This window comes from Bartonella sp. MU70NMGDW, assembly GCF_042194085.1.
GTDB lineage: Bacteria > Pseudomonadota > Alphaproteobacteria > Rhizobiales > Rhizobiaceae > Bartonella > Bartonella grahamii.
This window is the reverse complement of the sequence record NZ_JBHIMK010000051.1, coordinates 1-14,013: the sequence shown is the minus strand read 5'-3', so window position 1 is coordinate 14,013 and position 14,013 is coordinate 1. Positions and strand designations below refer to the sequence as shown.

15 protein-coding genes are annotated in these 14,013 nt (G+C 39.0%); 2 read left to right on the top strand and 13 right to left on the bottom strand.

Features of this window, described 5'->3' with window-relative positions; translation table 11 throughout:
* The 11 genes from ACFIKE_RS06090 to rpoZ all read right to left on the bottom strand — a co-directional run.
* Positions 1 to 422 (bottom strand): 3-methyl-2-oxobutanoate hydroxymethyltransferase (locus ACFIKE_RS06090; protein ID WP_375648646.1); only part of this gene is annotated, 422 nt, incomplete at its 3' end.
* Positions 419 to 1,279, bottom strand: coding sequence for a pantoate--beta-alanine ligase (gene panC, locus ACFIKE_RS06085; protein ID WP_375625855.1), 861 nt, complete (start codon positions 1,277 to 1,279; stop codon positions 419 to 421). The genes panC and ACFIKE_RS06090, both read right to left, overlap by 4 nt.
* A gap of 23 nt (positions 1,280 to 1,302) precedes the next feature.
* Positions 1,303 to 2,049 carry a DNA repair protein RecO gene (gene recO, locus ACFIKE_RS06080; protein WP_375648645.1) on the bottom strand — a complete coding sequence of 249 codons (747 nt, stop codon included), beginning with the start codon at positions 2,047 to 2,049 and terminating at the stop codon, positions 1,303 to 1,305.
* 31 nt (positions 2,050 to 2,080) lie between these two features.
* A complete protein-coding gene (gene era, locus ACFIKE_RS06075) occupies positions 2,081 to 2,980 on the bottom strand; it encodes a GTPase Era (protein WP_375625036.1) in 900 nt (299 codons plus the stop codon).
* Complete coding sequence (gene rnc / locus ACFIKE_RS06070; protein WP_375625037.1) at positions 2,973 to 3,680, bottom strand: ribonuclease III; 708 nt, start codon at positions 3,678 to 3,680, stop codon at positions 2,973 to 2,975. Before rnc ends, era begins: the two co-directional genes overlap by 8 nt.
* Positions 3,661 to 4,473: a signal peptidase I gene (lepB, locus tag ACFIKE_RS06065; RefSeq protein ID WP_375625849.1), complete on the bottom strand. Its 813-nt coding sequence runs from the start codon at positions 4,471 to 4,473 to the stop codon at positions 3,661 to 3,663. The genes rnc and lepB overlap by 20 nt, the downstream gene beginning before the upstream one ends.
* A gap of 79 nt (positions 4,474 to 4,552) precedes the next feature.
* Positions 4,553 to 4,954 (bottom strand): holo-ACP synthase, encoded by a 402-nt coding sequence (gene acpS / locus ACFIKE_RS06060; protein ID WP_375625039.1) that lies wholly within the window; start codon positions 4,952 to 4,954, stop codon positions 4,553 to 4,555.
* Between the two features lie 37 nt (positions 4,955 to 4,991).
* Positions 4,992 to 5,564, bottom strand: coding sequence for a DUF2062 domain-containing protein (locus ACFIKE_RS06055; RefSeq protein ID WP_375625847.1), 573 nt, complete (start codon positions 5,562 to 5,564; stop codon positions 4,992 to 4,994).
* A 94-nt stretch (positions 5,565 to 5,658) separates the two neighbouring features.
* Complete coding sequence (gene pyrE, locus ACFIKE_RS06050; protein WP_375619471.1) at positions 5,659 to 6,237, bottom strand: orotate phosphoribosyltransferase; 579 nt, start codon at positions 6,235 to 6,237, stop codon at positions 5,659 to 5,661.
* 16 nt (positions 6,238 to 6,253) lie between these two features.
* Complete coding sequence (locus ACFIKE_RS06045) at positions 6,254 to 8,479, bottom strand: RelA/SpoT family protein (RefSeq protein ID WP_375625041.1); 2,226 nt, start codon at positions 8,477 to 8,479, stop codon at positions 6,254 to 6,256.
* Positions 8,480 to 8,607: 128 nt separating this feature from the next.
* Complete coding sequence (gene rpoZ / locus ACFIKE_RS06040; protein ID WP_375625042.1) at positions 8,608 to 9,006, bottom strand: DNA-directed RNA polymerase subunit omega; 399 nt, start codon at positions 9,004 to 9,006, stop codon at positions 8,608 to 8,610.
* A 545-nt stretch (positions 9,007 to 9,551) separates the two neighbouring features.
* Here rpoZ and ACFIKE_RS06035 point away from each other — a divergent pair.
* Positions 9,552 to 10,220 carry a uracil-DNA glycosylase gene (locus ACFIKE_RS06035; protein WP_375625043.1) on the top strand — a complete coding sequence of 223 codons (669 nt, stop codon included), beginning with the start codon at positions 9,552 to 9,554 and terminating at the stop codon, positions 10,218 to 10,220.
* 49 nt (positions 10,221 to 10,269) lie between these two features.
* On the opposite strand, the gene smpB is transcribed toward ACFIKE_RS06035, so the two are convergent.
* Together smpB and dapA are read right to left on the bottom strand one after the other, a co-directional pair.
* A complete protein-coding gene (gene smpB / locus ACFIKE_RS06030; protein WP_012231306.1) occupies positions 10,270 to 10,746 on the bottom strand; it encodes an SsrA-binding protein SmpB in 477 nt (158 codons plus the stop codon).
* Between the two features lie 18 nt (positions 10,747 to 10,764).
* Positions 10,765 to 11,649, bottom strand: a complete 885-nt coding sequence (gene dapA, locus ACFIKE_RS06025; RefSeq protein ID WP_375625842.1) for a 4-hydroxy-tetrahydrodipicolinate synthase — start codon at positions 11,647 to 11,649, stop codon at positions 10,765 to 10,767.
* Between the two features lie 251 nt (positions 11,650 to 11,900).
* Between dapA and ACFIKE_RS06020 the strand changes: the two genes are divergently transcribed.
* The gene (locus ACFIKE_RS06020) at positions 11,901 to 13,991 is read left to right on the top strand and encodes a lytic transglycosylase domain-containing protein (RefSeq protein WP_375625840.1); all 2,091 of its coding nucleotides are present in this window, start codon (positions 11,901 to 11,903) and stop codon (positions 13,989 to 13,991) included.
* Positions 13,992 to 14,013 lie beyond the last annotated feature (22 nt).

The following is a 14,013-nucleotide window of genomic DNA, read 5'->3' as shown; positions in this document are numbered from 1 at the left end:
CCCATCACTGGAATGCCACGTTTACACAAAAAATCAATTGTTTCCGCTATATAAACACCACCTTCAAGCTTAACTGCACCACACCCCGTTTGAGCAAGAATACGCGATGCATTAAAAAAAGCTTGCTCTGGACTTTCCTCATAAGAGCCAAAAGGCATATCAATAACCACAAGAGCTTTTTGAGATCCACGCACCACGGCTTGTCCGTGTAAAATCATCATATCTAAATTAACAGGAAGCGTTGTCTCAAACCCATACACAACCATACCAACGCTATCACCAACCAAAAGGATATCGCAATATGGATCAGCAATCCGCGCAGTATAAGCTTGATAAGCTGTTAAAGAAACAATTGGCTGTTGTCCCTTTCTTGTACGTATTTCGGAAGATGTTATACGCTTTACGGTTTTATGTACACTCATTTTCCGCCCTTCTCTTGCAATATATATTGATCAATCAGCCTTACCTCTCCAAAGCGAACAGTAAGAAGTAAAACTGCTGGTTTATTCAATGTTCCTTTAACCACGCATAAAGTTTCCATATCCCGCAAATCTATTGCTTCAATGATTGCACGCGTTTCTTGTTGTAAAATATCACGAACAGTTTTGCATAATTTATCAACCGACCGTTCACCTTCATGGTAAAGCTTTTTAGCAGCTTTCCCACTTTCAGGAATAATTTTGGCAGCTTTACGATCTTCTAATGTTAAAAACTGATTGCGTGAAGAACAAGCGACACCATCTGACTCCCGTAGAATAGGAACTCCAACAATTTCAATAGGAAAAGCCAAATCTTCAACCATACGCCGAATAATTAAAATTTGTTGAAAATCCTTTTCCCCAAAAAAAGCCTTATCTGGTTGAACAATGTTAAAAAATTTAGCAACAACGCTTGTTACACCACAAAAGTGCCCTGGACGCAATTTTCCCATCAAAATACGTGATAATTTTTTCACTTGCACAATTGTATCATTTCCCAGTGGCCACATTTCATCTACAGAAGGGGCAAAAACACATTCAACACCTGCTTCTTTTAACAAAGCACAATCGCCCTTCAAATCTCTTGGATATTGAGAAAAATCTTCATGAGGTCCAAATTGCTTTGGATTGACAAAAATAGAAACCAATACGCGATCACACATTGCTCTTGCATACTGTACTAATGCAAGATGACCATCATGCAATGCCCCCATTGTTGGAACAAAACCAATCGAAAAACCTAAACGTCGTTCCTCTGAAGTATATTGGCGGACTTCAGCAATTGTCTTTAAAACTTTCATTTTTCCATTCAATTATCATCAGATCAACAAATTAATGCTCGTATACCAAATTGGCGCTCAAACAATTGTATCAAATTCATGCGCACTGACGGCTGCTTTATATCTCGTGGCGCCCAGACATGACGCATAAGAAAAAAACCCGTCAGTATAAAACCATTTATTATGTCACTAGAATCAGTAGGACGAGTTGTTCTTTGCACAAGAAACTGTGGTAGAATGAGAAGCTTTTTTTTCCAAGGTTCCCCTGCTTCTTCACAGACAGCCCGTCCAGATTTTGGTGATACGTAATGCAGCCTTTCCTGACCGCCTGTTGCAGCACAACAAGATAAATCAAGACCAAAACCAAGTTCTTCAAGAAGCCGCATTTCAAAACGTACAAGCAATTCTGCAGTTACAAATGGTTCATCAAAATTCTGCATAAAAAGGTGTAAAATATCATATAAAACGGGATGTGGATCACGTTCGGGAAGAAGCCGCAAATGAAAAGCTATCAATTGCAAAGCATAAAGTGCTTCTGGTAGACAGATTAATCGCGCCGCGTGTAAATCAAGAGCTTCAAGTCGAAAAAGTCCCAAATGCTCTTCTAAACGAGCCCACCATTCAGCTTCCACAAAATTTCCAGGTTGAAGAAGAGCTGCCATACGACGCGACCGCCCCCCTTTTACCACTCCCATATAACGACCATGTTCACGTGTCATAACCTCAAGAATAACACTTGTTTCACCATATTGGCGTGTACCAAGAATAACGGCTTGTTCTTTCCACTTCATTTTACTTTAATTATTTTTAAAAATCTTATTTTTAAAAATCCAATCCCATTTCGCGATAACGTTCTGGATCGGTATCCCAATTATCGCGCACTTTCACAAAGAGAAAAAGATGAACCTTTTGATCCATAATTTTCATTAGTTCTTTACGTGCTGCTTGACCAATCGCTTTTATTGTATCGCCTTTTGCTCCTAAGACAATTTTTTTCTGACTCTCACGCTCAACATAAATAACTTGATTAATTTTAACGGAACCATCTGAACGCTCTTCCCAGTTTTCTGTTTCAACCGTTGAGGAATAAGGAAGTTCATCATGAAGACGAAGAAAAAGTTTTTCACGCGTAATTTCAGCAGCAAGATGACGCATGGGCATATCGGAAATTTGATCTTCCGGATAATACCATGGTCCCTCCTGCATCATATTACTCAACGCATGAAGTAAATCCTTGCAACCAGAACCGTTTAGAGCAGAAATCATAAATGTTTGCGCAAACTTTACACGTTCATTTATTTTAGTGGTTAACGCTAGAAGAGATGATTTAACAACTGTATCAACCTTATTAAGAACAAGAACTTTTTCTTGTTTCATGTTGTTTACAATATCTAACATCATATCAACTTCATCCGAAAGACCACTTTGAGCATCAATTAAAACGAGCAGAACATCAGCGCTCTTAGCCCCTCCCCAAGCAGCAGAAACCATGGCACGTTCTAAGCGCTTATGGGGACGAAAAACACCCGGTGTATCGACCAACACAATTTGCACATCATCATGAATGACAATACCGCGGATTAAAGTTCGTGTTGTTTGTACCTTATGCGTTACAATTGAAACCTTTGTTCCAACCAATTGATTAACCAATGTCGATTTACCGGCATTAGGCATCCCAATAAGCACAACAAACCCAGAACGCGTTTTCATAACGTCACTCATGATCATTTTTTCCCACTGTTTTCCATACACCCTCTCGTCGCAAAATTTTTTCAGCTGCCATTCTTTCGGCATATCTTTTGGAGCTTCCCTGCCCAATCTCTGAAGCAAACCCAGAAATACTTACCTCTACCATAAAAACAGGATCGTGATCTGGACCTGAACGTTTTATAACCTGATAATGTGGTTGTGCATTGCCTTGGATATGCGCCCATTCCTGTAATTCGGTCTTGGCATCACGCCGACCAGCATTCATTTTCTTTGCCCGACTATGCCAATATTTTTGAATAAAAGGGCGAACGCTTTCCAAGCCTCCATCGAGATATATCACGGCAATCAAAGCTTCCACGACATCTGCATGCATATTGATGAGTCGACGCCCCTCGAAATTTTTCATCTCAAAACCAACACGGATCATATCAGGCAGCCTCATTTCACGCGCAATATCAGCACATGTCTGCGCGTTGACCAGATGATTCAAACGGACTGATAATTCACCTTCACTTGCCTGAGGAAAAAGTTGATACAGCATTTCTGCAATCAAAAGCCCTAAAACCCGATCCCCTAGAAACTCTAGTCGTTCATAATTCCCCTGTTCCGAATCTTGCACACTCGAGTGTGTTAATGCCTTCTTTAACCTCTCTTCATCTTTAAAACGATGCCCCGTCAGCTTGAAAAGCTGATCAATCATTAGACGTTTCATCGTTGTTTCCTTGATTGATAAGCGGCAAATCATGAACCGTATTTATGAAAGAAAACAAACGCTTCCAACGCACATCAAATGGCCAGCGCCAAACCTGCCAAGCACTTGAACCGTTACTGATAGAAAAGAAAATCACGCTCGCGCGACCAATAAGATTTTCTTCTGGAACATAGCCTACATCTAAACGACTATCATCTGAATTGTCGCGGTTATCTCCCATCATAAAGTAATGTCCTTGAGGAACTTCAAAGACTTTTGTATCATCGACTTTCGGGATGAAAGCTAAATCAAGTGTATCATAACTGACACCGTTAGGCATTGTCTCGCGATAAACCTCAACAGGATAGTTAACCTCTGTTATATCAGAATTATCAATTTCCCCCATAAAGTGACGGGAAACAGCCTCATCATTAATATAAAGAACACTTTGACGGACTTGTATACGATCACCTGGTAGCCCAACAACGCGTTTTATATAATCAATCTTTGGATTACTTGGTAAGCGAAAAACGACCACATCTCCACGTTGAGGCTGAGATGCCCAAATCCGTCCAGAAAAAAGAGGAGGAGAAAATGGGATGGAAAAATGAGAATACCCATATGCATACTTAGAAACAAACAGATAATCTCCCACCAACAAAGTAGGACGCATTGAACCGGAAGGAATACTAAAAGGCTGGAAAAAAAGTGTCCGAATAACCGCTGCTAAAAGCAGAGCCTGTATTAAAACAGAAATAAATTCACGAACCCCACCTTTTTTTTCTTTTTTATGCACTTTATCTTTTTGGATCATCACCAACTGCCTTCTCATCACAGATATAATTTTTTTCATCATAATATTCAAATAACAAAAGCACAATCTCTCACACCATCTATCCACGTGGAAGTGCTTCGATAATAATAAATGCCTGTGCCCAAGGAAAATCATCTGTTATGCTAAGATGAATAACTGCATCATGATGAGGAGGTAATAACTTTTGAAGTTGTACTTGCGCACGATTTGTTAATTGCATTATTGGTTTACCAGATGGCAAATTAATAACCCCCATGTCTTTCCAATTAATCCCACAAGCGATTCCCGTTCCTAAGGCTTTAGCACATGCTTCTTTAGCAGCAAATCTTTTTGCATAGGAAGAAGAGCTTTTTTTGAGATTTTCCGATCTATTCCTTTCAATATCCGTAAAAATACGTTGGGTAAAACGCTCACCATAACGAACCAACATTTTCTCAATACGTCGTATATCAACCAGATCATTTCCAAGACCAACAATCATACGATATTACCCGATCTTTCTTACGATGAACGCTTCTTTAAACGCCTTTTTTTATAATCTTTTGATATCGCTTTTGTTTAAAACGAACCGTTGCTCTGTAAACACCTATATAAGATAAACCACCAAAAACAATACCTAAAAGAGTTCCACCTAAAATCATAGGACTCATAATTGTGTCCCATGCGCCTTTAAAGAGGAGAGAGAGATTTGACAATGTCAAACCATTAAATAGAGCACGAATTTGCGAAAGAGAAATCTCTTTGACATCGCTAAAAAGTGATAAACAAAAATACCCTACTTTATAATCAGCCATGACAATCAATAAAAATGTGAGTGGATTAGAAAAAATCGTCCCAATGATTGCGGCAGCAAAGTTTGCACGCAAAAGCCAAGATAAAAATATTGCCAAAATAATATGCAACCCAAAGAAAGGGGAACAAGCTAAAAAAATGCCAACAGCAACCCCTAATGCTACTTCATGCGGTGTTGCTGATATACGCAAAATACGTTTATGTATGTAGCAAAATGAGCGAGAAAATGAACGACGTGGCCATAACCAAAGTCGAATACGCGTTACAAAATCTATTGGTTCTCGACTACGAAAAAGCATATGACTCTCAATATACATCTTTTGATGATGAAATAATCTATATCATCCAAATTAATCTTTTTAAGCTTTTGCACAAAAAAAAATAGAAAGACAATTAAATATTTCGACTACCTGGTTTAATCGCTGGAAGAACAGAAAGCTCTGCAGGAAGTGCATCACTAGTATAAGAGGTTATCTCATATTCAGCAAGCGCAATCAATGGAACCCCAACATTGACCTTACCACCAGAACGATCAAGGATACATGCACTGGCCAATACCTCTGCTCCTGCTGCAACGAGCGCCTCAATAGTCTCACGAATGGAAAGACCCGTTGTCACAATATCTTCGACAATAACAACCCGTGCCCCCTTCTTGATTTCAAAACGACGCAATTCAAAGATGCCATTTACACGCTCTACCCAAAGAGAAGGAACACCAAGGTGCCGTGAAGTTTCATAGGAAGGAATAAGGCCGCCAATTGCGGGACCAACAACATAATCAATTTTTCCCTCGATAGATTTTTTGATTTTTTCAGCTAATCCACGACACAACTTTTCCGTCAAGTCAGCATGCATGAATACTTTCGCTTTTTGCATATAAGTCGCACTATGGCGTCCCGATGTTAAAATAAAATGCCCTTCTAGAATAGCATCTGCTTGTTTAAAAATATCAATGACATCTTGTGTATTCATTGCAAAATCTTTCTTTTTATCCATGAACCCGCCGTACTGTACTTACTGAACCCGCCTCTTTTAACTGAGAAAAAATACGATTCAAATGTTTTAAATCCCACACTTCCAAATCAATCATAATTTCTGTAAAATCTGGTGCTGTACGGATAAAAGATAAATTTTGGATATTGGCATCGTTAGCAGAAATTATTTGTGTAATTTCAGCCAAAGAACCAGGACTATTTACAACCAAAATGTTTATCCGTGCAGGAAAACGTTCATTCATTTGGGCATCAATATCCCAGCGGACATCAATCCATCGTTCTGGCTGATCATCATATGCCATCAAAGCTGAAGACTGTATTGGATAAATAATGATCCCAGCCCCAGGCTGCATAATACCAACAATCCGATCTCCAGGCACTGCTCCTTCCGGTGAAAAACGTACGGGTATATCTCCACGGGTTCCTCTAATAGGCAATGCTTTAGATTGATGATTCTCGAACATTTCATTCTTTTCATTTTCTGGAACTTTAAAAATCATACCTTGAGCATTCTCAATATTAAACCAACCTTCTTCCCCAGGCTTAAAAGATGACTTTTGTACTACACGGTGATCTTGATAATCAGGATAAACCGCTTTAATCACATCAGCGGAAAACAGCTCCCCACGCCCAACAGCAGCCAATACATCCTCTACATCTTTACGTGCTAAACGTGGCAAAACTTTCTTCAAAACGTCTTTTGAAAATTGTTTTCCCATATATTCAAATGAACGCTCGAGAATACGATATCCTAAACCCGAATATTGTTTACGTACCGCAGCACGACTTGCTCGTCGAATAGCTGAACGTGCTTTACCTGTGACAACAAGAAATTCCCATGCAGCTGGCGGAATTTGAGCATGTGAACGAATAATATCAACCTCATCACCATTTTTTAATTTGGTCATTAAAGGCATAATACGACCATTGATTTTCACACCCACACAAGAATCACCAATATCGGTATGGACGGCATAAGCAAAATCAATAGGAGTAGCTCCTTTAGGAAAAGCAATTAATCGACCTTTCGGCGTAAAACAAAAAACTTGATCTTGAAAAAGCTCAAGCTTTGTGTGTTCTAAAAATTCTTCCGGATTATCTCCATCTGACAAAGATTGAATCGTTTGACGCAACCATGCATACGCATTTGTTTCATTTGATAACCTCGAAGCCGAATAATTAGAACCCTGCTCTTTATAAATGGAATGTGCCGCAACGCCATATTCAGCAATTTCATCCATAGCAGCAGTTCTAATTTGCAACTCAACACGTTGTCGCGATGGTCCCACAATCGTTGTATGAATGGAACGATAATCATTTTGCTTTGGTATAGAGATATAATCTTTAAAACGACCAGGAACCATTGGCCATGTCGTATGAATGACACCAAGAGCACGATAACAATCATTCACGGACTCAACAATCACACGAAAACCAAAAATATCCGATAACTGTTCAAAAGATAATGCTTTACTTTCCATTTTGCGAAAGACTGAATAAGATTTTTTCTGACGGCTTTTAACATCTGCTTTAATGCCGTGCTCGAAAAAAAGCTTTGTCAATTCATTTTCAATTGTGGAAAGCAAATCACGGTTGTGTTTCAATAATTCAGAAAGTCGATTAGTAATCGTACGATAACCTTCTGGATTTAAATAAAAGAAAGAGAGATCCTCTAATTCCTCGCGCATATCCTGCATACCCATACGACCTGCAAGTGGCGCATAAATATCCATCGTCTCCTCAGCAATTCGCCGACGTTTATCATCACGCATAACACCAAGGGTGCGCATATTATGAAGGCGGTCAGCGAGTTTGACTAAAAGAACGCGAACATCATCAGAAATAGCAATAAGAAGTTTACGAAGATTTTCTGCCTGTACAGCTTTCTTTGATACAAGATCAAGCTTATTAAGCTTTGTAAGTCCTTCAACCAACTTCCCAATTTCAGAACCAAAAAGCTGATCAATTTCTGCTCGTGTAGCGCTTGTATCTTCAATTGTATCATGCAAAAGAGCAACAGCAATCGTTGCCTCGTCCAACCGCATATCCGTCAAAATAGCAGCAACTTCTAAAGGATGAGAAAAATAAAGATCACCTGACGCACGCTTTTGATGTGCATGCTTTCTCATTGCATAATCATAGGCCCTGTTTAAAAGAGCCTCATCTACGTCAGACTTGTAACGTTGAACACGTCCAACAAGCTCACACTGACGCATCATACGAGCATATCCTTTATCTTTTCACACCCCTAATCTTTATTGAACACGTCCTATCAATAAAAGACAAGAAAAATAATTGCTCCTCACATGACAAGGTATCTTTACTCCTGTAACATAAATTGCTGCAATTAATAATCGTCACTTTTTTCTGGAACAACCAAACCTTCAATACCCGCTAAAAGCTCTTCTTCTGACATATGATCAAATGAAGTACCTTCTTCTTGCGACGACGTATTAAAAGCACTTTCAGCTTCACCTGAATGGGTAATAAATTCACTTGCCATTTCTGGCTCATCTACTTCCACATGCTTTTGCAGCGAATGAATAAGGTCTTCCTTTAAATCAGCAGGCGACAATGTTTCTTCTGCTATTTCACGCAAAGCAACAACTGGATTTTTATCATTATCACGATCAACCGTAATCTGCGCTCCTTGTGAAATCTGACGCGCCCGATGACCTGCTAAAAGTACCAATTCAAAGCGGTTATCAACTTTATCAATACAATCTTCTACCGTTACGCGGGCCATTTATGCCTCTTTCTCAAATAAAAAAATTTAATAGCGGATAGAGAAGTATATACAATAATCAAAACAAAACACAAGAAAAACAACACAAACTTTTATATTTTTTGATTAAAGAAATTATTTAAGAAAATTTATAAAAATGTATAACCTATTCATGCCCGTTATCAAAGCTGCTCTTAAAAGCATTCCAATAGATTGGCTTCAAACAGAGGGAGCTCTTTCTTGACAAAATACTTGTCTGGAGTCTTTATCCTTTTAAAAAGAATACCAGCTGTTTAAAATCCTTTGCAATAACAGCAGCCTTATACATACTTTTTATGATAATATTTTATCTTAAAGAGAGAGATTTTTTCTTTGAACATCATGTGTATTACGCTCTTATTCATCGAATAAATTACTGAAAGATTACCTCTCTTTACACAATAATTAGTAATAAGTTTATATTAAATTTTATTTATATTCATTATAGATTGTTTCTCAAAACATAACCCGTCATATACGCTATAAAAGACTCAAAAAAATAGAAAAAACGATTGATGCCTAACACCATGAATAACCAATTAACATCACTTTTCCCAGAACCACCCAAAAATTGCAATTTATGTCCTAGGCTCCATCAGTTTATCGCTGACTGGCGTGTAAAAGAACCAAGTTGGTATAACGCACCGGTGCGCCCCTTCTTTCCTTATAAAGGAGCAGACACAACGCGCCTTCTTATTGTTGGACTTGCTCCTGGATTACGTGGAGCAAATCGAACTGGACGTCCGTTCACTGGTGATTATGCTGGGCACTTACTTTATTCAACTTTAAAAAAATTTGGTTTTGCCCAAGGAACCTTCGAAGAAAGAGCAGATGATACTCTTGAACTGATTGATGCAGCAATCGTTAACTCTGTTCGTTGTGTTCCACCAGAAAATAAACCCACCGGTGCAGAAATTAACACGTGCCGCTATTTCTTCTCACCTCTTTTAACAAATCTTCCCAAACTTAAAGCCGTTATTACCTTAGGAACCATTGCACACCATTCAACGATACGTGCCCTTAATGCAAAAGTTTTAGCTCACCCTTTTGGACACGGCGAAATCAATAACATCGGCAGATTACGCATCTTTTCAAGCTATCACTGTTCTCGTTATAATACAAATACTGGACGCTTGACAGACGCCATGTTTCACCAAATTTTTCAAGCAGCAAAAACATACTTAGATCAATGCTAAAACTGTTTTAAACCAGCGCTATAAATAAAGGATACCTAGATCGCATTCGTCATCCATATCTTTTTAAAAGTCTTGCTTTTTCACGTCCCCAATCGCGTTTTTTTTCCGTTTCTCGCTTATCATGAAGTTTTTTCCCCCGCGCTAGAGCAATCTCCAACTTAACGCGCCCACGTTCATTAAAATAAAGTTTAAGAGGAACAAGCGTCATTCCTTCACGAGACGTTGCATTAAAAAAACGTGCCATCTCACGTTTTGAAAGTAATAACTTGCGCAAACGTCGCGGTTCATGATTAAAACGATTAGCCTGCGTATATTCAGGAATATAGCTGTTTACTAACCATAATTCCCCATTCTCAAAACTCGCATAGCTTTCAGCAATATTGGCATGATTAGAACGTAAGGACTTTACTTCCGCTCCCTGAAGGACAAGACCGGCCTCGAGATTATTAAGGATTTCAAAATTAAAACGTGCTTTACGATTGTCAGCAATTATTTTCCGTACGGGCGCGTTCTTTTTTTTATTCATGGCTTTGTCAATATCATTTTATGCTTTTAAAATACCAGCATGACTGAGGGCTGCATCAATAATCTTCTTTGTTCTTTCTGTTAACGGAACAATCGGAGAACGCACAGTATCACCACAAAATCCTAATTTTGCAGCAGCATATTTAATACCCGCTGGACTAGGCTCAATAAACACAGCACGATTAAGAGGCATCAAGCGATCATTTAATTCTCGTGCTGTTTTATAATCACCACGAAAACAAGCATCTTGAAGCTCTGCACACAGCTTTGGAGCAACATTGGAGGAAACTGAAATACACCCCATACCTCCATGTGCATTAAAACCTAACGCTGTACAATCATCACCGGAAAGCTGTACAAAATCCTTCCCACACTTTTCACGTTGTTCACTAACGCGTTCAATTCTGCTCGTTGCATCTTTTACACCAATGATATTTTTAAAATCTTGATAAAGGTCTTTCATCGTTTCCACAGCCATATCGATAACAGAACGACCAGGAATATTATAAATTATAATCGGAATAGAAACAGCTTTGGCAATGGAAGAAAAATGTTTGTATAAACCAGATTGATTTGGTCTATTATAATAGGGAGTGACAACCAAAACTGCATCTGCACCAGCTTTTTGCGCGTATTGTGCAAGCTCTACAGCCTCACTTGTGCTATTTGATCCCGCTCCAGCAACAACAGGAACACGCTTTGCGACCTGCTCAACACACAATTCTATAATCCGCTTATGTTCTTCATGACTTAACGTTGCTGATTCACCGGTTGTCCCAACTGGGCTTACACCGTTAATCCCTTGTGTGATCTGCCATTCAATAAAATCACAAAACGCCTTCTCATCAATTGCGCCCTTATTATCAAACGGTGTAATAAGCGCAGTTATAGCTCCCTTGAGCATGATAAACTCCCTATAATGTTCGCTTTTATTTTTTTAATAATCGCCTTTTATAAATTTTAAATAGAGCATAATCTTGCTCTATCATTGAAGCAAGATGAATTTCAAAAAAAGCCCTCTTAAGATAAAAATATTCCTCCTTAAATGTTGCACATTTTTTTAAAATAAGCCGTCTATATTAACGCGTTTTTCATGCTTGTGTTCTATAAATCCTTAAGTTTTTACAAAAAGCAAGGTCTCAAGGTCTTTTCTCTATGCGTGTATTTTCCACCTCTCTTTTCGTATCAACCTTTACTGCACTTATACTGGCAATAAGAATTTTATTTTCAAGTGCATCCGCGCAAACACCCCTTTTGCACGGGAAAGCGCCAATCCCTTTGGTGCGCCCTACTCCCTTTACCGAAAAAGAAGCTCTAGAGCCTCTTCAACAGATACACACGACATTACACAATACTGCTACACTTCAGAAACTGAAAGCTGGGCTAGATGCACTAGCAAACAACAATATTGCAAAAACAATAAATCTTCGTAATTCAATGGAAAAACATAGCCTTGATCGTCATATTTTGACATGGGCGCTGGGGATATCAAACCAAGCTGATATACCAAGTTCTGAAATATTTAATGCAATCAACATGCTAAAAGGATGGCCCGGTATAGAAACGATGCAACGCAATGCTGAACGTGCTTTTCTTAACGAAACCAACCTCACACGCGCAATCATCCAAAAATTTTCTCATCACCCGCCCCAAACAGCGCAAGGAATGGCTCTCTTCGCTAAAGCACTTATTGCAACGGGACAAACCACTCGTGCTCGACACGTTATTGCGCCATGGTGGCATAAAACACAGCTTAATGCAAAAGAAGAAATATTTGTTCTTAAAAATGCAAGCGCTGCATTAAAACCTATTGATCATCTGAAACGCATGCAGTTTATGCTGTATGCATATCGTTTTGATTCAGCAGCACGCGTTGCAAAATTAGCCCATGCTCAATCTCTTTTTGATGCTTTTGTGGCCGTTGAAAAAAATGATCCTAGAGCTACACAAAAATTAAAAGCTGTAGAAAGATCATGGCAAAAAGATCCTCTTTTTCAGTTTGCTCGAATACGCCATCTTCGACGAACAGAGCAATATAATGCAGCTGCAGCACTCATGATGAAAACATCAAAAGATGCATTCCACCTTATGAACCCTCATTCATTATGGAAAGAACAACGCGCCCTTTCTCGTGAAATGCTCGATTTAAACAAACCAAAAATTGCTTATCAACTCGTTGCAATGCACACTGGTATAACATCTGCATTAGCTATCGATGCTGAGTTTCATGCAGGATGGTACGCACTACGGTTTCTTCATAACCCTAAATTGGCAATGCAGCATTTTTCACGTATTCCTCAACTCTCTTCTTTACCTTTTTCTGCATCACGTGGATATTACTGGATGGGACGAACAGCAGAAACGCTAGAAGAACATAAAAATGCCCAGCAATACTTTCATCGCGCAGCTCATTTTGGTGCAACTTACTATGGTCAATTAGCCGCTGCACGACTCAACCAAAAAAAGCTTAAAGTTTCCTTTCCCAAACCAACAACCGCTGAGCGACAACATTTTAGTGCACGAAAAGCGATCAAAGCAATTCAACGTCTTGAAGCAGCCGGCTATGCTGATTTTGCTAAAATTTTTTATAGAGAGCTCGGAAAAAAAATAGAAAGTCCCGGCGAATTAGCCCTTCTGGCTGTTATGGCAGAAAAAAACGGAGACTATTATACCAGTCTCAAAATTGGAAAAATGGCTGTTTTTCAGGGAAAAAATGTCGGTGCACTCTCTCATCCTCTGGGAGCTATACCAGCTTCTACTAATATTTCTGTAGAAGAAAAATCGCTTATCTATGCCATTGCACGCCAAGAAAGCGAATTTAATCCAACAGCCATATCAAAAGCAGGTGCACAAGGTATACTCCAATTGCTTCCTACAACAGCAAAAGCATTGGCAAAAAAACACTCAATTGCATGGTCTCCTAAAAAATTTAGCAGTGATGCTCATTATAATGCAACATTAGGTGCCCATTTTCTTAATGAACAATTGGAACGTTTTAATGGATCCTATATACTAACTCTTATTGGCTATAATGCGGGTCCCCGTCGTGTCAATGAATGGATAAAACGTTATGGCGATCCTCGAGGACAATCTCTCGATAACGTCATTGATTGGATTGAGCGTATTCCTTATACAGAAACACGTAATTACGTGATGCGTGTCATGGAAAATTATGGTGTCTACAAAGCAAGACTCACTGGGAAAATAGATATAAAAACCGACCTGCTTTCTGGTCGACGGAAATAATATGCCTTAACTTCCCAAATAG

Excerpts from the sequence above, each read along its gene's own strand:
- ACFIKE_RS06020 (WP_375625840.1), top strand. The coding sequence starts at position 11,901 with ATGCGTGTATTTTCCACCTCTCTTTTCGTATCAACCTTTACTGCACTT.
- acpS (WP_375625039.1), bottom strand. The coding sequence starts at position 4,954 with ATGATTGTTGGTCTTGGAAATGATCTGGTTGATATACGACGTATTGAG.
- ACFIKE_RS06045 (WP_375625041.1), bottom strand. The coding sequence starts at position 8,479 with ATGATGCGTCAGTGTGAGCTTGTTGGACGTGTTCAACGTTACAAGTCT.
- lepB (WP_375625849.1), bottom strand. The coding sequence starts at position 4,473 with ATGATCCAAAAAGATAAAGTGCATAAAAAAGAAAAAAAAGGTGGGGTT.
- era (WP_375625036.1), bottom strand. The coding sequence starts at position 2,980 with ATGAGTGACGTTATGAAAACGCGTTCTGGGTTTGTTGTGCTTATTGGG.
- ACFIKE_RS06055 (WP_375625847.1), bottom strand. The coding sequence starts at position 5,564 with ATGCTTTTTCGTAGTCGAGAACCAATAGATTTTGTAACGCGTATTCGA.
- ACFIKE_RS06035 (WP_375625043.1), top strand. The coding sequence starts at position 9,552 with ATGAATAACCAATTAACATCACTTTTCCCAGAACCACCCAAAAATTGC.
- recO (WP_375648645.1), bottom strand. The coding sequence starts at position 2,049 with ATGAAGTGGAAAGAACAAGCCGTTATTCTTGGTACACGCCAATATGGT.
- rpoZ (WP_375625042.1), bottom strand. The coding sequence starts at position 9,006 with ATGGCCCGCGTAACGGTAGAAGATTGTATTGATAAAGTTGATAACCGC.
- smpB (WP_012231306.1), bottom strand. The coding sequence starts at position 10,746 with ATGAATAAAAAAAAGAACGCGCCCGTACGGAAAATAATTGCTGACAAT.
- pyrE (WP_375619471.1), bottom strand. The coding sequence starts at position 6,237 with ATGAATACACAAGATGTCATTGATATTTTTAAACAAGCAGATGCTATT.
- dapA (WP_375625842.1), bottom strand. The coding sequence starts at position 11,649 with ATGCTCAAGGGAGCTATAACTGCGCTTATTACACCGTTTGATAATAAG.
- rnc (WP_375625037.1), bottom strand. The coding sequence starts at position 3,680 with ATGAAACGTCTAATGATTGATCAGCTTTTCAAGCTGACGGGGCATCGT.
- panC (WP_375625855.1), bottom strand. The coding sequence starts at position 1,279 with ATGAAAGTTTTAAAGACAATTGCTGAAGTCCGCCAATATACTTCAGAG.